The organism is Gordonia sp. (in: high G+C Gram-positive bacteria), from assembly GCF_047602025.1.
In the GTDB taxonomy this organism is placed as follows: Bacteria; Actinomycetota; Actinomycetes; order Mycobacteriales; family Mycobacteriaceae; genus Gordonia.
On the sequence record NZ_JASGII010000001.1, the window covers coordinates 826336 to 844727 of the forward strand.

Consider the following 18392-nt stretch of genomic DNA (forward strand, 5'->3'; position numbering starts at 1 on the left):
GGGGGGATCAATGGCTGACTCGACGCGGCTGTTTGTGCGCGAACCCAGGATCGCGCCACCACCGGCGCCCGGCGGCGACATCGACCTCGTCGCCCCGCCGGAGGCGACGCGACCGGTGCCGAACGGGCTGGCGGCAACCGCTCTGCCCGCGCTGATGGTGGTGGCGGTCGTCGGGATGATCGCGCTCATGTTCGTCACCGGCGGGCGGTCCGTGCTGGCCAATCCGCTGTTCCTGATGTTCCCGCTGATGATGCTCATGTCGATGTTCGGCATGTTCGCGACCGGCGGCCGCAGCGGCGGCAAGAAGTCGGCCGAGCTGGGGGCCGAGCGTCGCGACTACTTCCGCTACCTCGCGCAGCTGCGCGGCCAAGTCGCCACGACGGTCGACGAGCAGTCGGCGGCGCTGCGGTGGGGGCACCCGACGCCGGGCGCGCTGAGCCGGGTTGTCGGCTCGCGGCGGATGTGGGAGCGGCGCCACGGCGACGCCGACTTCGCGCACCTGCGGGTCGGCGTCGGCGCCCAACGCTTGGCCACCCGGCTCGTGCCGCCGGAGATGGCGCCGCCCGAGGATCTCGAACCGGTGGCGATGGTCGCGCTGCGGCGCTTCCTGCGGGCACACGCCGCGGTGCACCGACTCCCGATCGCGGTGTCGATGCGCGGCTTCCCGGTCGTCGCCGTCGACGGGGACGACGAGGCGGCCCGGGCGATGGCGCGCGCCATGCTCCTGCAGCTCGCCGTGTGGCACGGACCCGACCAGGTGCGCCTGGCCGTCGCCGCCGACCGTGAGCGCTGGGCGGAATGGGACTGGATCAAGTGGCTGCCGCACGCCACCCGGCCGGCCGATGACGCCGGTCCACTGGGTGGCGGCCCGCTGCTCGTCGAGTCGCTGGCAGAGATCGAGAAGGAACTGGCCGGCGAGTTCGCCGAGCGCACCCGCTTCACGCGCGGCGAGCCGGGGACCGGGGCCCAGCCGTTCGTCCTCATCGTCCTCGACGGCGCGACGATCACCGGCGACGAGCGGTTGGCCGGTGAGGCGGGGATCGACGGGGTGGCGATCTGTGCCCTCGGCGGGGAACTGGGGCGGGTCGCCGAGCGGCGCGGACTCGCCCTGCGCATCGACGGCACGACGCTGGCCGCGCGGACCGCGGTGGGTGCCGAGGAGTTTGCCGTCGCCGACCGGGTGAGCGTCCGGCAGGCCGCGGCGTGTGCCCGACGACTCGCCGCGCTGCGCCCCGCGACGGCGCTGCGCGCACTGGCCGACCTCGGCGACGACGATCCCGCAGGCGACCCCGGGTTGGCGGCCCTGCTCGACCTCGGCGATCCGCGGATGTTCGACCCCGACGCCCGGTGGCGGGGGCGGACCGGGCGCGAGCGCCTCCGGGTGCCCATCGGCTACGCGCCCGACGGCAGCGCCGTGGAACTCGATCTCAAGGAGAGCGCCCACGGCGGCATGGGACCGCACGGCCTGTGCGTCGGGGCGACGGGATCGGGCAAGTCGGAGCTGTTGCGCACGCTGGTGCTCGCGCTGATGGCGACCCATTCGCCCGACGAATTGAACCTGGTGCTCGTCGACTTCAAGGGCGGCGCGACCTTCCTCGGTCTCGAGCGCAGCCGTCACGTCGCCGCCGTCATCACCAACCTCGAGCAGGAACTCGCCCTCGTCGACCGCATGGGCGATGCGCTGCGCGGCGAGCTGAACCGCCGCCAGGAGCTGCTGCGCGCGGCGGGCAACTTCGCGAACGTCACCGAGTACGAGCAGGCGCGCACCGACGGGGCCGACCTGCCGCCGCTGCCGGCGCTGTTCGTGGTCGTCGACGAGTTCTCCGAGCTGCTGGCGCAGAAGCCCGACTTCGCCGAACTGTTCGTCGCCATCGGACGACTCGGGCGGTCGTTGCACATCCACCTGCTGCTGGCGTCGCAGCGGCTGGAGGAGGGCAAGCTGCGCGGCCTCGATTCGCACCTCTCGTACCGGATCGGGCTGAAGACGTTCTCGTCGAACGAGTCGCGGTCGGTGCTCGGCGTCCCCGACGCCTATCACCTGCCCAGCGTCCCGGGCTCGGCCTACCTCAAGTGTGATTCGGCGGCGCCGCGCCGCTTCAACACCTGCTACGTCTCCGGGCCGATCGTCGACGACGACATCGGCATGGCCGACCCCGCTCGGGCGTCGGAGGGTGCGGTGCGCACGGGCCTGGTCCTCGACTTCGACGCCGCCGCCCTCGCGTCATCGTCGCGTGTGCCCACATCGACGCCGAGCGTGCCCGGGATTTCGCCGAGCGTGCCCACACCGCCGGCCGTCCGGCGGCGCACGGGACCGTCGCTGCTCGACACGGTCGTGGGCCGCATGGTCGGTCACGGTTCACCCGCGCACGAGGTCTGGCTGCCGCCGCTGGACTCCTCGCCGCAGATCGGTGAGTTGGTCGAGGCCTTGCCGGCGGAGGCGGCCGGGATCACCGGCGAACTCCGCCTGCCGATCGGCATCGTCGACCGACCCTACGACCAGCGGCGCGAACTCCTCCTCGTCGACCTGGCGGGCGGCGCCGGGAACGCCGCGATCGTCGGCGGACCGCAATCGGGGAAGTCGACGGCGGTGCGCACGCTGATCTGCTCGGCCGCGCTCACCCACACCCCGGCGCAGGTGCAGTTCTACTGCCTCGACTTCGGCGGCGGTGCACTGGCATCGCTGGCCGCGCTGCCGCATGTCGGATCCGTCGCGACGCGGTCCGATCCCGAGCGCATCCGGCGCACGCTCGCCGAAGTGCGCGCGGTGATGGCGCGGCGCGAGGTCGAGTTCGCCCGGTTGGGGATCGAGTCGATGCGCGAGTACCGCGCCCGGCGTAGCCGCGACGACGGTGATCCCCACGGCGACGTGTTCCTCGTCGTCGACGGGATGGGGGTGCTGCGCGACGAGTTTGAGGATCTCGAGCAGACCCTCTCGGCGATCGCGCTCGGCGGGCTGTCGTACGGGGTGCACGTCGTGGTGACCGCGACGCGGTGGGCGCAGATCCATCCGTCGGTCCGCGACCTCCTCGGCTCGCGGATCGAGCTGCGCCTCGGCGATCCGCTCGACTCGGAGATGAGTCGCCGCCATGCCGAACAGGTGCCCACCGGGCGGCCCGGCCGTGGGGTCACGGCCGACGGTCTGCACCTGCTGATCGCCGAGCCGGGTCTGAGCGAGGGCGCGGGTCTGGGCGAACTCGTCAGCGCCGTGGCGCGGCAGCACCCCGACGACCACGCGCCGCCGGTACCGCTGCTGCCCGCGCACTTGGACCTCGCCGCGCTGCGCGAGCGGTTGGCGGGCGCGGTCCTGCCGTCGGGCACGGTGCCGCTGGGCGTCGGTGAGGCGGACCTCGCGCCGGTGCTGCTCGACTTCGCCGCACGACCGCACCTGATGGCCTTCGCCGACGTCGAGCACGGCAAGACCACGCTGCTGCGCACGCTGGCGGCGGGGCTGGTGGCCGGGGCGACGCCGGAGGAGGCCAAGCTGATCGTCGTCGACTACCGGCGCACGATGCTCGGCGTCGTGCCGGACTCGCACCGCGCCGGGTACGCGAGCTCGTCGTCGTCGGCGGGTCCGATGATGGCCGAGTTGGCCGCGCTCCTGGAAGGGCGGCTGCCGCCGGAGGACATCACGCCCGAGCAGCTGGGCGCGCGAGACTGGTGGACCGGTCCCGACCTGTACCTGTTCGTCGACGACTACGACATGGTGGCCACGGCCTCGGGGAACCCGCTCCTGGTCCTCGTCGAGCTGCTGTCGAGCGCGCGCGACATCGGCTTCCACCTGATCCTCGCGCGCCGGTCCGGCGGGGTCTCGCGGGCACTGTTCGATCCGGTGATCGCCCGGTTGCGCGACCTGTCCACCGACACCCTGCTGATGAGCGGCGACCGCGACGAGGGCTACATCGTCGGACAGACCCGCATGTCCCGCCGGATTCCGGGGCGCGGTGAGCTCGTCACCCGCTCGGGCAGCGAGGTCATTCACGTGGCGAGCGCGTCGTGAACGCTGTGAGTCGACCACTGGCGATCGCGCGCAGCCACGCCGACGCCGGAGTCGGCGCGCTCCTCGTCGTGACGGTCGTCGACGGGGAGTGGGCGGTGCACCGCGTCGCCGGAGCCGCGGCGAGTTCGTCGGGGATGTTGCTGCGCGGGTCGGTGGACACCGTCCTCGACGGGTTCGCGCCGCTCCTGGCCGGTATCGACCTGGTGGTGCTCGACGTCGCCGACGCCGACCGCGGCCGTGCGCTGCGCCGACTGGCCAACGTCGTCGGCTCGGTCCGCCTGGTCGTCGTCGACCCGGTGCGGCTCGCGCAGTTCGGCGACCACCGTCCGCTGCCGGTGCTGACGCCGCTGATCCCCGCTTTCCCCCGACGCCCGGTGCGACGGTGGCCCGCCGCGCTGGCCGTCGGTGCGCTGGCCGTCGGGTTCGGCGGTGTGGCCACGGTGTCGCGGGCGGGGTCCGAATCCCCGCCGGGCACGGTCGTCGTCGGCGGCGTGCGCATCGAAGTCCCGCACGGCTGGCGGCACGCCGACCTGGCGTCGGATCCGGCACCGCGCCTGGCGGTGGTGGACGCCGACACCGGCAGTCGGATCGTGCTCGCGGTCAGCCCATTGCGGGCTGGTGCGACGGTGGAGTCGGTGGCGGCCAGCCTGGCCGAGCGGATCCGGCAGCGCGGCGACGACGCGGTCAGCGACTTCGCGGCGCGCGCCGACTTCGCCGGGAGGGTGGTGACCGCCTATCGGGAGACGCCGGACTCCGGCGCGCCGATCCGCTGGTACGTCAGCGTCGTCGACGTCGAGGATGTCGGCCGCCGCCAGGTCAGCGTCGGCTGCCAGGACTCGGGTGCGGCCGCGTTGGAGGAGGCGTGTCGGCGTGCGGTCGCGAGCCTGGCGGACTAGGGCTTGGGCAGCTTGGCCGAGAACTCGAGCTTGACCTCGTCGGCGACCTTCAGTGCGCCCATGGCCAGCGAATAGGGCTTGAGGCCGACGGCCTTGTGGCTGACCGTCGTCGTCGCGCCGAGGTCCCAGCCGCCGCTTGCTTCCTTGACCGCGACGTCGACCTGCTTGGGAATCGTCTTGCCGGCGACGGTGAGGTCGCCGTCCAGGCGGTAGCCCCCGTCGGTGGGGGAGACGCTCTTGCTGACGAAGGTGATCGTCGGGAATTTGGATGCCTTCAACGATTTGAGGGCGTTGGAGCGGGCCATCGACTTCTCGGCGCCGGTCATCGGGGTCACGCCGCCCTCGCCGCTGAGCACCTCCAGCGAATCGAGCACCACCGTCAACGACACCTGCCGCGGGTCGGTGCCGTCGACGTCGACCTTGCCGGTCCAGTCGGTGAATCCGATCGTCAGCCGGTGCCCGGTCTTGGCCGCCGGTCCGGTCTTATCGGTCTTGAGGGTCAACTCGCCGTCAGCCGGGCCGATCGTCCACGTGTCACTCATGAATCCGACTCTAGCCATGGGAGTGGGGGTCACCACCGTTTTGACCCTGACCTGGGCGCTCCCGTACCCTGGCACCTTGGTGTTTCGGCATCGACGGAACTCCCGGGTCCCAACTGGTCGCCGGGAATCACTCCGCCGTCGCACCCTGACCAGCAGTCACGACAAAGAGTTGAGGATCAACCGTGTCTACCTACACCCCGAAGGCGGGTGACATCACGCGCACGTGGTACGTCATCGACGCCACCGACGTGGTGCTCGGCCGCCTCGCCACGCAGAGCGCGACGCTCCTGCGCGGCAAGCACAAGCCGACCTACGCCCCCCACGTTGACGGCGGCGACTTCGTCATCATCGTCAACGCCGAGAAGGTCGCCCTCACCGGCAACAAGGCCACCGGCAAGCTGAAGTACCGCCACTCGGGTCACCCGGGCGGCCTCAAGTCCCAGTCGCTGGGCGACATGCTGGCCACCAAGCCGGAGCGCGCCGTCGAGCAGGCCATCACCGGCATGCTGCCGAAGACCAAGCTGGGCCGCGCCATGGCGTCCAAGCTGAAGGTCTACGCCGGCCCGAACCACCCCCACGCGGCCCAGAGCCCCGTCCCCTTCGAGATCAAGCAGGTGGCCCAGTGAGCGACGAGAACGTGACTGAAGAGAACATCACCGAGGTCGAGGCCGTCGACGCCGACGGCACCGAGACCGACGTCGAGATCGCGACCGACGACTACACGACCGAGTCGGAGGCCCCCGCGGCCCCGCGCGTCGAGCGTGCCCCGGTCGTCCTCGACCACCCGATCCAGACCGTCGGCCGCCGCAAGGAGGCCGTCGCCCGCGTCCGCCTGGTGCCCGGCACCGGCAAGTTCATCCTGAACGGCGGTCGCGACCTGGAGACCTACTTCCCGAACAAGCTGAACCAGCAGCTCGTGAAGTCGCCGCTGGTGACCGTCGACCGTGACGGCGCCTTCGACATCTACGCCCGCCTGCACGGCGGCGGCCCGACCGGCCAGGCCGGCGCGCTGCGCCTGGCGATCGCCCGCGCACTGATCGAGGTCAGCCCCGAGGACCGTCCGGCCCTCAAGAAGGCCGGCTTCCTCACGCGCGACCCGCGTGCGGTCGAGCGCAAGAAGTACGGCCTGAAGAAGGCCCGCAAGGCATCGCAGTACAGCAAGCGCTGACCCGCGTGTCTTCGACCGAAGTCCAGGCCAAGCGCCTGTTCGGAACCGACGGCGTCCGCGGTCGGGCCAACGCCGAGCTCACTGCCGAGCTCGCGTTGCGCCTGGCCGCGGCCACCGCGGAAGTCTTGGGTGCCGACGTCGAGCGGCCCACCGCCGTCATCGGCCGCGACCCGCGCGCCTCCGGTGAATTCCTCGAGGCCGCCGTCTGCGCCGGCCTCGCCGCGCACGGCGTCGACGCGATCCGCGTCGGCGTGGTGCCCACCCCGGCGGTCGCCTACCTGACCGCCGAATACGGTGCGACGTTCGGCATCATGATCTCCGCGTCGCACAACCCGATGCCCGACAACGGCATCAAGATCTTCGGCGCCGGCGGGCACAAGCTCGACGACGCCGTCGAGGACCGCATCGAGGCCGCCATGGCGACCGTCGAAGAGGTCGAGCGGCCCACCGGGGCCGACGTCGGCCGACTCGTCGACGCCCCCGACGCCGTCGAGCGCTACCTCAACCACCTCACCACCCAGATCGATGCCGACCTGTCCGGGCTGACCGTCGTCGTCGACTGCGCCCACGGCGCCGCGTCGGCCCTGGCGCCCGAGGCCTACAAGGCCGCCGGTGCGACGGTGATCCCGATGCATGCCGAGCCCAACGGCCTCAACATCAACGACGACTGCGGTTCGACCCACATGGGCAAGCTGCAGGCCGCCGTCGCCGAACACGGCGCCGACCTCGGCCTGGCCCACGACGGCGATGCCGACCGCTGCCTGGCCGTCGACGCCAAGGGCGACCTGGTCGACGGCGACATGATCATGGCGATCCTGGCGACTGCCATGGCCGACAAGGGCAAGCTGAAGGACGGCGTTCTCGTCGCGACGGTGATGAGCAACCTCGGCCTGCACCTGGCGATGGAGAAGGCCGGCGTCGAGCTGCGCACCACCGCCGTCGGCGACCGCTACGTCCTCGAAGAACTCCGCAGCGGCGACTACTCGCTGGGCGGGGAGCAGTCCGGTCACATCGTCGTGCCCGCCGCGGGCACCACCGGCGACGGCATCCTCACCGGCCTGCTGCTGATGGAGCAACTCGCCGCGACGGGCGACTCGCTGGCCGACCTCGCTTCGATCATGACCGTGCTGCCGCAGGAACTGATCAACGTCAAGGTCGCCGACAAGCACGCTGTCGCCGAGGCCGACGACGTCTGCGCCGCCGTCACCGCCGCCGAGGCCGAACTGGCCGGCCAGGGTCGCGTGCTGCTGCGCCCGTCGGGAACCGAGCAACTCGTGCGCGTCATGGTCGAGGCGCCGACCGCCGATGCGGCCCACTCCGTGGCCAAGCGCATCGCCGACGTCGTCGCCGCCGCCGGCAGCTGAGGCCCGATTCCCGCTAGATCGCCGTTCCCACCCGGCGTTTTCCTCGCTTTCCGAGCAAAACACCGGGCTGTTGCGCGAGGGTTGCGATTCGGACTCGACGCCGATCTGGGCTGGTCAACACCCTCCAGCTGTGCCTACTGTTACTGATGTGACTAAAGTGACTAAACGAGGCAAGAACTCCGTGGTGACCCGCGCCGCGGTCGTCGTCGCCGTGGTGCTCGGCCTCGGCGTGGGCGGGGTGACGTTGGCCGGCGTCTTCGGCAATGAAGCCAAGCCCGCTCCGGTGTCGCGCGGTCTCGCGCTCAACTCCGGTTCGCTGGGCGACCTGCTCGGCCCGCAGCCGGCCGAACACCCCCGCGCCCACCAGCGCCCGGGCGCCAAGAAGCGGCCCGGCCAGAAGCGTCCGGGTGCCAAGCGCCCCGGTCAGAAGTCGAACAAGCGCAGCTACCGCGTGCGCAACAACCGCCTGCCCGGCGTCGGCGGCGTCTGCGGCAAGGTGCAGGCCAACCGGATCCGCACCACCGGTCGCGGCACCGTCGTGTGCGCGCACATGGGGTCGGGCCGCTACAAGTGGGTCCGCATCAACGGCGTCGACCCGCAGGTCCGCAAGCCGGGCGCCAAGTGCACCGGGCAGTACATCACCGCCCGCAGCCCGCGCGGCAAGGCGATGCAGTGCGCCCGCGGCCGCTGGACCTACAACGGCTGAGCCGCACCCCGGTCACATCGCGCCGCGCGCGAGAATCCCGTCGGAGAACGACGCGGAGATCGCGGTGAGTCCGCGCATCGCCTTGGCGTAGCGCGGCATGATCTCCAGCGGCCGGTGCTTGGCCGCGTACACGATCCATTCGCCGGCGGCCTCCGCCGACAGCGCGGGAGCGTTGTCGTAGGCGCCGGTGGGGGCGATCATCGGCGTGGCGACGAGCGGATAGCAGACGTTGGTCACGTGGACGCCGGTCCCGGTGAGTTCGGCGGCCAGGCTGCGGCCGAAGGTCGCCAACGCCGCCTTCGACGCGCCGTAGGCGGCGAACTTAGGCATCGCGCCGTTGGTCACGCCCCAGGTGCACACGTTGATGAAATGGCCGTCGTCGCGGCGGCGGAACTCGTCGAGGACGCCGAGTGTCATGGCCACCGGGCCGAAGTAGTTGATCGCCATCGTGCGCTGGAAGTCGTGGAAGCGCCCGGTCGAGTCGGCGACGTCGCGGCGAATCGAGCGTCCGGCGTTGTTCACGACGATGTCGGGGGTGCCGAAGCGCCGCAGCACCGAATCGAGGACGTCGCCGACGCCCTGCTCGGTCGAGAGGTCGCCGGGCACGGGGAAGGCGAGGCCGCCGTCGTCGGCGATCTCCTGCGCGACGCGGTCGAGGTCATCGGCGCCGCGCGCGACGAGGATGATCTGGGCACCCTCGGCGGCCAGCTGCCTGGCGGCCTCCGCACCGATGCCCGACGAGGCGCCGGTGACTAGGACGAGCTTGCCGGTCAGGTCGCGGGGCGCAACCCGATCGGCCAGGTCGTGGACGGTGACGGCGCGCTGCAGCGCCGTGCGGGTCGCGAGCCTGCGGGAGCCGCGCGCGAGGTTGTCGAGGAACTTGTTGGCCATGTCCGCCAGGCTAACCGCCCGGGGCGGGGAACCGATTGCCGCCCGGCTGCGTCTAAGGAATATGCGGGGGATTCGGCTGGACCAGGGTGAGGCCATGCGGCTGGCCGGCGATTGTCGACGCGTCGCCGACGTCATCGACCGGCAGGTCGCGCTGCTGCGCGGCGGCGACTACGCCGCGTTGCGGGACCGGCGGCGCGGCGGGTATCGCCCCGCGGTGGAGGCCGTCGCCGGCCGACTGGCCGGGCGGGCCGTCGAGTTGCGCGCCGCCGCCCGCGGGCTCACCGCCCACGCGGCGTCGGTGTCGGCGGCGGACGGCGCGGCTGCCCGGCGGATCCTCGATCTGGCCGGCCGGGGCCGATGACGCCAGCGGCCCGCGCCCTCGGTGTCGACTTGGACCGCGTGGCCGCCGACGTCGCGGTCTTGAGCGCGGTGGGAGCCGGGCTGGCCGACGAACTCGCCGCCGCCGGCTCCATTCGTGATCGCGCCGCCGACGGGCTGGGCGGACCGGTCGAGGGCCCGATGTCGGTGCTCGCCGATCTGCCCGACCTGTTGCGCGCCGACCTGACCGCCCTGGCGCACATCCGCGAGGCGGCCGACGCCGCCTGGCGCGGGCTCGGGGCGGTGTGCGCGAAGGTCGCCGCGGTGACCGGGGACGTGGAGGCCGCCGATCAGGGTGCGGACGAGGCCGACGTCGTCGACGCCGTGCGCGGTCGGCAGACGGTGCTCGCCGCCGGTGCCGGCGTCGATCGGATGGACGAGGCGCTCGCCGAACTCGACGGGGAACTGGTCCTGATCGGCGGTCGCTGATGGCCGACAGCGACGTCGCCGCACTGATCGCGGCGGTCACCGAGCAGACCCTGGCGTCGATCGACGCAATGTGCGACGGCGAGTCGGGCGCGGTGTGCCATCGTGATCCGCGCCGTCCCGCCACTGAGGCAGAGGTCACCGGGGCCCATTCGCGCCGTCTGCTCCGCCCGGCCGGGTGGACGGCATAAGCTTCGGAGCGTGTTTGGCAGAAGAGCAGAACCCGCACCGGTGCCGCCGGCCGAGCTGATGACCCGGCTGACCCGGCGCGGACCGCACAAGGTGCTGCGCGGCGACCTGGCGTTCGTCGGCGTCCCCGGCCAGATCTTCACGCCGACCTCCGGCAGCGGACTGCCGTTGGTGGTCTTCAGCCACGCGTGGATGGCCGACTCGCACCGCTACCGCGACCTGCTGTTCCACCTCGCCACCCACGGCATCGTGGCGGCCATTCCCGACGTCGAGCGCGGCCCGGCGCCCTCCGACGCCGCGCTGGCCGCCGCCCTGCGCACCGCGTTGAGCGGTCTGCCGCGGGTCCGCCTGGGCCTGAGCGAATCGGTCACCGTCGACGCAGGTCGCCGCGCCGTCGCCGGTCACGGCTTCGGCGCCTCGGCCGCCGTGCTGGCGCTCGGGCCGCAGGTGCTGGCCGGTGTCGAGCCGGTGCCGGTGTCGAGCCTGACCGCGATCTTCCCGGCCCCGACGACCGCTACCGCCTTCGCCGCCGCCGCCTCGGTCCAGGTGCCGTCGATGGTGTTGGCCGCGGGTTCCCACCTCGACACCCTCACCAACAACCCGCTGCCGCTGGCCCGCGAGCTCGGCGGCGACGTCTGTCTGCGCGCCATCCCGGGCGCCACCGACCGCGCCCTGCTGCAGAAGCGCTCGCTCCGGTCGCTGATCGGGATCAACGGTGCCGACAAATCCGTGCATGCCGCGGTCCGCGCACTGCTCACCGGATTCGTGCTCGCCACCGCCGGGGGAAACGACGAGTACGCCGTGTTCGGCGACCCCGAGGCGCAGTTGGGCACCGCCGCACCGGTCGATCCGGACGAGCCCGACGCGGACGATCGCAGCCATGTCCAGAAGCTCCTGCAGGGTCCGGCGACGCAGAAATCCGGGTCGCCGCTCACGTCGGGGGTCTCGTCGATTCGAGCCCTGCGCGGTAGCTAGGTACCCTGGATAACCATGTGTGGAATCGTCGGGTATGTGGGCCAGCGGCAGGCGCTCGGGATCGTCGTGGACGCCCTGCGCCGCATGGAGTACCGCGGCTACGACTCGGCCGGTGTGGCCATCCTCGACGGCCACGGCGGCTTGGTCGTCGAGAAGAAGGCCGGGCGCCTCGAGAACCTCGACAAGCAGATCGCCTCGGTCGATCCGAAACGCCTGACCGGCACCACCGGCATGGGCCACACGCGCTGGGCCACGCACGGCAAGCCCACCGACCGCAACGCCCACCCGCACCTGTCCGCCGACGGCAAGGTCGCCGTCGTGCACAACGGCATCATCGAGAACTACGCGCCGCTGCGCGCCGAGCTGGAGGCCGCCGGCGTCGACCTCAAGTCCGACACCGACACCGAGACCGCCGTCCACCTGGTGCAGCGGGCCTACGAGTCGGGTCCGACCGCCGGTGACTTCGTCGCCAGTGCCTACGCCGTGCTGCGCCGACTCGAGGGCGCCTTCACCCTGGTCTTCACCCACGCCGACCACCCCGACACCATCGTCGCCGCCCGCCGGTCGACCCCGCTGGTCGTCGGTGTCGGCGACGGCGAGATGTTCGTCGGCTCCGACGTCACCGCGTTCATCGAGCACACCCGCGACGCGGTCGAGCTCGGCCAGGACGAGGTCGTGGTCATCACGGCGAACTCCTACGAGATCACCGACTTCGACGGCAACCCGCGCAAGGGCAAGCCGTTCCACATCGACTGGGACCTCGCCGCCGCCGAGAAGGGCGGCTACGACTACTTCATGCTCAAGGAGATCGCCGAGCAGCCCGAGGCGCTCACCAACACGCTCCTGGGCCACCTGCAGGACGGCCGCATCGTCCTGGACGAGCAACGCATCTCCGACGAGGACCTGCGCGATGTCAGCAAGGTCTTCGTCGTCGCCTGCGGCACCGCCTACCACGCCGGTCTGCTGTCCAAGTACGCCATCGAGCACTGGACGCGCCTGCCGGTGGAGGTCGAGCTCGCCAGCGAGTTCCGCTACCGCGACCCGGTGCTGGACCGCTCCACCCTCGTCGTCGCGATCTCCCAGTCCGGCGAGACGGCCGACACCCTGGAGGCGGTCCGCCACGCCAAGGACCAGAACGCCCGCGTCCTGGCCATCTGCAACACCAACGGGGCGCAGATCCCGCGCGAGTCCGACGCCGTGCTCTACACGCACGCCGGCCCGGAGATCGGCGTCGCGTCGACCAAGTGCTTCCTGGCGCAGATCGTCGCCGCCTACCTCGTCGGCCTCGCGCTGGCACAGGCCCGCGGCACCAAGTTCATCGACGAGGTCACCCGCGAGTTCGCCGACATGGAGGCCGCGCCGGCCGCCGTGCAGGAGGTTCTCGACGGCATGGAGCCGGTCCGCGAGCTCGCCCGCTCGATGGCCGACCGCGACACGGTGCTGTTCCTCGGCCGCCACGTCGGCTACCCGGTCGCCCTCGAGGGCGCCCTCAAGCTCAAGGAACTGGCCTACATCCACGCCGAGGGCTTCGCCGCCGGCGAGCTCAAGCACGGCCCGATCGCCCTCATCGAGGCCGGTCTGCCGGTCTTCGTCGTGATGCCCTCCCGCGAGGGTCGCGCGGTGCTGCACTCGAAGATGGTCAGCAACATCCGCGAGATCCAGGCGCGCGGCGCCGAGACCATCGTCATCGCCGAGCCCGACGACGAGGCGGCCAAGGCGGTCGCCGACCACTTCATCCCGATCCCGCGCACCTCGACGCTGCTGCAGCCGCTGGTCTCGACCATCCCGTTGCAGGTCTTCGCCGCGACGGTCGCCGACGAGCGCGGCTACGACGTCGACAAGCCGCGCAACCTGGCCAAGTCCGTCACCGTCGAATAGCGCCGGTCCGCCATGTACCCGGATCGCCGCGCGTACCCGACCGTCGCCCAGATCCGCGCCGCCGAGGCGGCGACGGGACTCCTCGCAGGCGGAGTCCTGATGAGCCGCGCCAGCGGCGGCCTCGCGTCGGCGATCATCAACGAACTGCGCGCCGACGGCGTCTACGGACGCCGGGTCGGCCTCGTCATCGGCTCCGGTGACAACGGCGGCGACGCCCTCTACGCCGGCGCCGTCCTCGCCCGCCGCGGCGCGGCGGTCACCGCGGTGCTGCTGGACCCGGCGAAGGCCCATGCCAGCGGACTGGCCGCGCTGCGCGCCGCCGGCGGACGCGTGGTCACCGAGTTCGGGCCGCTCGACGTGATCGTCGACGGTGTCGTGGGCATCGGCGGCTCCGGCCCGCTGCGGCCGACGGCGGCGGCCCTGTTCGCCGCCGTCGCACAGGCCTCACCCGACGCCCGCGTCGTCGCGGTGGACCTGCCGTCGGGGGTCGACGCGGACACCGGTGTCGTGCACGATCCCGCCGTCCGCGCCGACCTGACGGTCACCTTCGGCCTGCCGCGCCGGGCGCACGTCCTCGCCGCCCCGCAGTGCGGCCGGGTGGTCGTCGTCGACATCGGGCTCGGCCCGGTCGACGAGGTGGCGGTGCACGCCCTCACCGACGTCGAGGTGGGTGACCGTTGGCCGGTGCCGGGCCCGTCGGACGACAAGTACCGCCAGGGTGTCGTCGGCATCGTGGCTGGTTCCGCGAAATACCCCGGGGCGGCGCTGCTGTGCAGCGGCGCCGCCGTGGCCGCCACCTCGGGGATGACCCGGTACGCCGGGCCCGCGGCCGCAGCGGTCGTCGAGCGGTATCCGGAGGTCGTCGCCGTCGACGAACCCGGCGACGCGGGTCAGGTCCAAGCCTGGGTCGTCGGCCCCGGCTTCGGCACTGACGACGCCGCGCTCGAGCGGTTGACCGCGGTGCTCGCCGCCGACGTACCGGTCCTCGTCGACGCCGACGCGATCACCGTGCTGGCCCGGCACCGCAGACTCCTCGAGGGGCGCACCGCGCCGACGTTGCTCACCCCGCACGCCGGCGAATTCGCGCGGCTCGCCGGTGCCCCCGTCGGCGAAGACCGCGTCGCGGCGGTGACCGCCTGCGCCCGCGAACTCGGGGCCACCGTCCTGCTCAAAGGGCGGGCGACGCTGATCGCCGATCCAGCCGGCCGGGTCCTCGTCAACGAGGCCGGCTCCTCCTGGGCGGCCACCGCCGGGTCGGGCGACGCGCTGTCCGGGATCACCGGCGCACTGCTGGCCACCGGCCTGCCCGCCGACGTCGCCGCGGCGATGGGGGCACGCGCTCACGCGGTCGCCGCCGAGATCGCCGCCGGGGATCCGGGCGCCCCGATTGGCGCATCGGCGCTGGTCGCGGCCATCGGCGACGCGATCCGGCTGTTGCGGACACGGGCCGCCGACGCACCCGCCGCGGGCGGAATCTGAGACAATAGCGACCACATGCACGTATCCACCGGCACCACCGCGATGGGCACCGCGACAGTCGATCTGCGCGCCATCGCCCACAACCTCCGCGTCCTGACCGACGGCGCGGGGGTGGGCGCCATCGCCGTGGTCAAGGCCGACGGCTACGGCCACGGCGCGCTCCCCGTCGCACGGACCCTCGTCGAGGCCGGTGTGACGGGCCTCGGCGTCGCCCACATCGGCGAGGCGCTGGCGCTGCGGGAGGGCGGGATCGACGCCCCGATCACCGCGTGGCTGCACGCCCCGGACGCCGACTTCGAGGCCGCCATCGCCGGCGACGTCGACATCGCCGTGTCCTCGATCCGCCAACTCGAGAGCGTCGTGGCGGCCGCCGCCCGTCGCGGGGAGGCCGCCACCGTCACCATCAAGGTCGACACCGGGATGAACCGCAGCGGCATCGCGGCGGACGAGTGGGCCGACTTCGTCGCCGGCTACGCCCGCGCGCACGCCGACGGCGCGGTCCGGCTGCGCGGCGTCATGGCCCACCTCGCGTGCGGCGACGAGCCGGACAACCCGGTGAACGACGAACAGGCCGCCGGACTGCGCGCCGCCGTGGCCGACCTGGCGGGCGTCGGGATCGTCCCCGAACTGGTCCACCTGGCGAACACCCCGGCGGCGCTGACCCGCCCCGACCTCGCCTTCGACGCCATCCGGCCCGGCCTCGGCGTCTACGGGCTCAACCCGGTGCCGGGCGCGGGCACCGCCGACCTCATTCCCGCGATGACCCTGCGCAGCGAGGTGTCCCTGGTGAAGCGGGTCGCGGCCGGCGGCGGCGTCTCGTACGGGCACACGTTCCGGGCGCGCGAGGACACGACGACCGCGGTCATCCCGGTCGGTTATGCCGACGGGGTGCCGCGCGTGCTGTCGGGCAAGCTGCGCGTGCGGATCAACGGCCGCGACTTCCCCGGCGTCGGCCGGATCTGCATGGACCAGTTCGTCGTCGACCTCGGCGCCGACGGCGGCGGTGTCGGTGAGGGCGACGAGGTGACGCTGTTCGGCACGGGTGAGGGCGGCGGTCCGACGGCGCGCGAGTGGGCCGACGCCGCGGGCACCATCGACTACGAGATCATCACGGGCATCGGCCAGCGCGTCGCGCGCCGCTACGTCGGCCCGGACGGGGACGGGTCGTGATGGCGCGGCGGCCGAAGAAGAGCGGCAAGCGCCGCGCCGACGGCACCCTGCGGCGCACCAAGCCGACCGCCGGGGTGTCGACGATCGGCGGGCTGGCCGCGAGCGGGGTGACCCGGCAGGTGACCAAGGCGCGGGCCGGCGCCACCGATCCCTACGCCGACCTCCACTTCGACTCGATCTATCAGGACGAGGAGCACACCGTCGCCGCCGATGACGGCGTGCGCCTGGCCGCCCGCGTCGTGCACGGGGAGGGCGAGCCCGAACTGACCGTCGTCTTCGTCCACGGCTACTGCCTGCGGATGAGTTCCTGGTACTTCCAGCGCACCGCCCTCGCACAGGCGTGGGGGCCGAAGGTGCGGCTCGTCTTCTACGACCACCGCGGCCACGGCCGCAGCGATCCGGCGCCGCCCGACTCGACGTCGATGACCCAACTCGGCGACGACCTCGACGCGGTGCTGCGCGCCCTCGCGCCCACCGGTCCGGTGGTGATCGTGGGCCATTCGATGGGCGGCATGACGGCGATGGCCCTCGCGCGCCGACACCCCGAGCTCTTCGGGCCAAACGGCCGCGTCGTCGGCGTCGGCCTGGTGGCAACGGCAGCGCGCGGCGTCAGCGACGCCGGTGTCGGCGAGGCGCTGCAGAACCCCGCGGTCAGCGCGTTCCGCGCCATCGTGCGGCGCGCACCCTGGTTCATCCAGGCCGGCCGCACCCGCGCCCGCCGCGCCCTCGAACCGGTCCTGCTGGCCGCGAGCTTCGGCCCCGACTTCTACAGTCCGACCGCCGGCCGCGCGGTCGAGCGCATGATCCGCCAGACACCGCTGTCGACGATCGTGCACTTCCTCCAGGTGCTCGAGGTCCACGACGAATCCGCGGCACTGCCCGTCCTCGCGGCCGTGCCAACCGTCGTCGTCTGCGGCGACGACGACTGCATGACGCCGTTCCCCAACTCGTATTCGATGTACGGCGCACTCGGCGACAACTGCCGCCTGACGATCATCCAGGGCGCCGGGCACATGGTGCAGATGGAGCGCCCCGACCAGGTCGACGAGATCCTCGACGACCTGCTCACCCGGGTTCGCGCCCTGCTGGCCGAGCGCGGGGACGACGCACCGCTCGCACCCCGGTCCGCCCCGCAGCGGCCCGAGGCGCGGGCGGCGAATCGCCCGTGGTGGCGGCCGTGGTCGTGACGGTGACCCGGGGCGTGTCCGGGGATGCCGTGCTGCCCGAGGTGGCCGACACCGAGGAACTCGGCCGCGCGCTGGCCGGTGTGTTGGAGCCCGGCGACCTGGTCATCCTCGACGGCCCGCTCGGCGCGGGGAAGACGGCGCTGTCCCGCGGAATCGGTGCCGGGCTCGGCGTGACCGGCCGGGTGACGTCGCCGACGTTCGTCATCGCCCGCGAGCACCGCCCCGCCGTCGCGGGGACGCCCGGCATGGTGCACGTCGACGCCTACCGACTCGGCGCGGGCGGTGACTTGCTCGACGAACTCGACGCCCTCGATCTCGACACCGAGCTGACCGACTCGGTCGTCGTCGTCGAGTGGGGCGCCGGACTCGCCGAGCGGCTGGCTGCCCGTCACGTGCTGGTGCGGTTGGAGCGCGAGCCCGAGTCCGAGGTGCGTCGCGCGTACTGGCGGTGGGCGGGAGCAGACACCGGTGAGTGAGCAGCGGATCCTGGTGATCGACACCGCGACCGCCGCCGTCGTCACCGGCGTGGCGGTCGTCGCCGACGAGACGGTGTCGGTCCGCGCGTCGCGCGTCGTCGCCGATCAGCGTCGGCACGCCGAAACCCTCACCACCCTGATGAAGGAGTGCCTCGACGAGGCCGGGTGGGCCGCGGCCGACCTCGATGCCGTCGTCGTCGGCTGCGGACCCGGCCCGTTCACCGGGTTGCGCGTCGGCATGGCCACGGCGGCCGCCTTCGCCGATGCGCTGGGCATCCCTGTGTACGGCGTGTGCACCCTCGACGCGCTGGCCGCGACCGCCGCCGATCCTCGGGCGGACTCCCTGCTCGTCGTCACCGACGCCCGCCGTCGGGAGGTCTATTGGGCGCGCTACTCGGGCGGCGCCCGCGTCGAGGGTCCCGGGGTCATGGCTCCCGCCGCACTGGTGGAACAGCTCGCCGGGCTACCGATCGACGTCGTGGCCGGCGTGCCGTCGCTGCTGCCCGACAGCGGGTGGTCGGGCGTGGCGACCACGCTCGACGCCGCCGGGCTGGCCACGGTCGCCAAAGAGGCCGTCGTCGCAGGGGCCGCTCCCGCGCCGTTGGTGCCGCTGTACCTGCGCCGCCCCGATGCGGTCGAACTCGCCGATCAGAAGCGCAAGCGGGTCTAG

At 72.7% G+C, this 18392-nt stretch carries 18 protein-coding genes; 16 read left to right on the top strand and 2 right to left on the bottom strand.

Annotation, left to right across the window (positions count from 1 at the left end; all coding sequences use genetic code 11):
* The first annotated feature begins 10 nt into the window (after positions 1-10).
* Together eccCa and QM728_RS04180 are read left to right on the top strand one after the other, a co-directional pair.
* Positions 11-3997, top strand: coding sequence for a type VII secretion protein EccCa (gene eccCa / locus QM728_RS04175; RefSeq protein ID WP_415030789.1), 3987 nt, complete (start codon positions 11-13; stop codon positions 3995-3997).
* On the top strand, positions 3994-4893 hold the full coding sequence (locus QM728_RS04180; RefSeq protein ID WP_415030790.1) for a type VII secretion-associated protein: 900 nt from the start codon (positions 3994-3996) through the stop codon (positions 4891-4893). Before eccCa ends, QM728_RS04180 begins: the two co-directional genes overlap by 4 nt.
* Here the strand turns inward: QM728_RS04180 and QM728_RS04185 are convergent.
* Positions 4890-5435 (bottom strand): YceI family protein, encoded by a 546-nt coding sequence (locus QM728_RS04185; RefSeq protein WP_415030791.1) that lies wholly within the window; start codon positions 5433-5435, stop codon positions 4890-4892. The two genes, QM728_RS04180 and QM728_RS04185, sit on opposite strands and share 4 nt — an antisense overlap.
* A 182-nt stretch (positions 5436-5617) precedes the next feature.
* On the opposite strand from QM728_RS04185, the gene rplM reads away from it, so the two are divergent.
* The 4 genes from rplM (at position 5618) to QM728_RS04205 (ending at position 8673) form a co-directional block, all read left to right on the top strand.
* Positions 5618-6061, top strand: coding sequence for a 50S ribosomal protein L13 (gene rplM / locus QM728_RS04190; RefSeq protein WP_415030792.1), 444 nt, complete (start codon positions 5618-5620; stop codon positions 6059-6061).
* Between the two features lie 11 nt (positions 6062-6072).
* On the top strand, positions 6073-6603 hold the full coding sequence (rpsI, locus tag QM728_RS04195) for a 30S ribosomal protein S9 (protein ID WP_415030793.1): 531 nt from the start codon (positions 6073-6075) through the stop codon (positions 6601-6603).
* 5 nt (positions 6604-6608) lie between these two features.
* On the top strand, positions 6609-7967 hold the full coding sequence (glmM, locus tag QM728_RS04200) for a phosphoglucosamine mutase (RefSeq protein WP_415030794.1): 1359 nt from the start codon (positions 6609-6611) through the stop codon (positions 7965-7967).
* A gap of 148 nt (positions 7968-8115) precedes the next feature.
* On the top strand, positions 8116-8673 hold the full coding sequence (locus tag QM728_RS04205; RefSeq protein ID WP_415030795.1) for a hypothetical protein: 558 nt from the start codon (positions 8116-8118) through the stop codon (positions 8671-8673).
* 12 nt (positions 8674-8685) lie between these two features.
* Here QM728_RS04205 and QM728_RS04210 read toward each other — a convergent pair whose 3' ends face one another.
* Entirely contained in the window at positions 8686-9564 is an 879-nt protein-coding gene (locus tag QM728_RS04210; RefSeq protein WP_415030796.1) for an SDR family NAD(P)-dependent oxidoreductase, read from the bottom strand.
* A gap of 61 nt (positions 9565-9625) precedes the next feature.
* Between QM728_RS04210 and QM728_RS04215 the strand changes: the two genes are divergently transcribed.
* From QM728_RS04215 to tsaB, 10 genes are read left to right on the top strand one after another with little or no spacing between them, the layout of a single operon-like run.
* Positions 9626-9925 carry a hypothetical protein gene (locus tag QM728_RS04215; protein ID WP_415030797.1) on the top strand — a complete coding sequence of 100 codons (300 nt, stop codon included), beginning with the start codon at positions 9626-9628 and terminating at the stop codon, positions 9923-9925.
* The gene (locus QM728_RS04220; RefSeq protein WP_415030798.1) at positions 9922-10371 is read left to right on the top strand and encodes a hypothetical protein; all 450 of its coding nucleotides are present in this window, start codon (positions 9922-9924) and stop codon (positions 10369-10371) included. The genes QM728_RS04215 and QM728_RS04220 overlap by 4 nt, the downstream gene beginning before the upstream one ends.
* A complete protein-coding gene (locus QM728_RS04225; protein WP_415030799.1) occupies positions 10371-10559 on the top strand; it encodes a hypothetical protein in 189 nt (62 codons plus the stop codon). Before QM728_RS04220 ends, QM728_RS04225 begins: the two co-directional genes overlap by 1 nt.
* Positions 10560-10569: 10 nt before the next feature.
* Positions 10570-11532, top strand: a complete 963-nt coding sequence (locus QM728_RS04230; protein WP_415030800.1) for a chlorophyllase/cutinase-like alpha/beta fold protein — start codon at positions 10570-10572, stop codon at positions 11530-11532.
* 15 nt (positions 11533-11547) lie between these two features.
* A complete protein-coding gene (glmS, locus tag QM728_RS04235; protein WP_415030801.1) occupies positions 11548-13410 on the top strand; it encodes a glutamine--fructose-6-phosphate transaminase (isomerizing) in 1863 nt (620 codons plus the stop codon).
* A 12-nt stretch (positions 13411-13422) separates the two neighbouring features.
* Positions 13423-14889, top strand: coding sequence for an NAD(P)H-hydrate dehydratase (locus QM728_RS04240; protein WP_415030802.1), 1467 nt, complete (start codon positions 13423-13425; stop codon positions 14887-14889).
* Positions 14890-14904: 15 nt separating this feature from the next.
* On the top strand, positions 14905-16059 hold the full coding sequence (alr, locus tag QM728_RS04245) for an alanine racemase (RefSeq protein ID WP_415030803.1): 1155 nt from the start codon (positions 14905-14907) through the stop codon (positions 16057-16059).
* A complete protein-coding gene (locus tag QM728_RS04250) occupies positions 16059-17246 on the top strand; it encodes an alpha/beta fold hydrolase (protein ID WP_415030804.1) in 1188 nt (395 codons plus the stop codon). The genes alr and QM728_RS04250 overlap by 1 nt, the downstream gene beginning before the upstream one ends.
* Positions 17228-17722 (top strand): tRNA (adenosine(37)-N6)-threonylcarbamoyltransferase complex ATPase subunit type 1 TsaE, encoded by a 495-nt coding sequence (tsaE, locus tag QM728_RS04255; RefSeq protein WP_415030805.1) that lies wholly within the window; start codon positions 17228-17230, stop codon positions 17720-17722. The genes QM728_RS04250 and tsaE overlap by 19 nt, the downstream gene beginning before the upstream one ends.
* Positions 17715-18392, top strand: coding sequence for a tRNA (adenosine(37)-N6)-threonylcarbamoyltransferase complex dimerization subunit type 1 TsaB (gene tsaB / locus QM728_RS04260; RefSeq protein WP_415030806.1), 678 nt, complete (start codon positions 17715-17717; stop codon positions 18390-18392). Before tsaE ends, tsaB begins: the two co-directional genes overlap by 8 nt.

Excerpts from the sequence above, each read along its gene's own strand:
- eccCa (WP_415030789.1), top strand. The coding sequence starts at position 11 with ATGGCTGACTCGACGCGGCTGTTTGTGCGCGAACCCAGGATCGCGCCA.
- QM728_RS04185 (WP_415030791.1), bottom strand. The coding sequence starts at position 5,435 with ATGAGTGACACGTGGACGATCGGCCCGGCTGACGGCGAGTTGACCCTC.
- QM728_RS04210 (WP_415030796.1), bottom strand. The coding sequence starts at position 9,564 with ATGGCCAACAAGTTCCTCGACAACCTCGCGCGCGGCTCCCGCAGGCTC.
- QM728_RS04215 (WP_415030797.1), top strand. The coding sequence starts at position 9,626 with ATGCGGGGGATTCGGCTGGACCAGGGTGAGGCCATGCGGCTGGCCGGC.
- QM728_RS04220 (WP_415030798.1), top strand. The coding sequence starts at position 9,922 with ATGACGCCAGCGGCCCGCGCCCTCGGTGTCGACTTGGACCGCGTGGCC.
- QM728_RS04225 (WP_415030799.1), top strand. The coding sequence starts at position 10,371 with ATGGCCGACAGCGACGTCGCCGCACTGATCGCGGCGGTCACCGAGCAG.
- glmS (WP_415030801.1), top strand. The coding sequence starts at position 11,548 with ATGTGTGGAATCGTCGGGTATGTGGGCCAGCGGCAGGCGCTCGGGATC.
- QM728_RS04240 (WP_415030802.1), top strand. The coding sequence starts at position 13,423 with ATGTACCCGGATCGCCGCGCGTACCCGACCGTCGCCCAGATCCGCGCC.
- alr (WP_415030803.1), top strand. The coding sequence starts at position 14,905 with ATGCACGTATCCACCGGCACCACCGCGATGGGCACCGCGACAGTCGAT.
- QM728_RS04250 (WP_415030804.1), top strand. The coding sequence starts at position 16,059 with ATGGCGCGGCGGCCGAAGAAGAGCGGCAAGCGCCGCGCCGACGGCACC.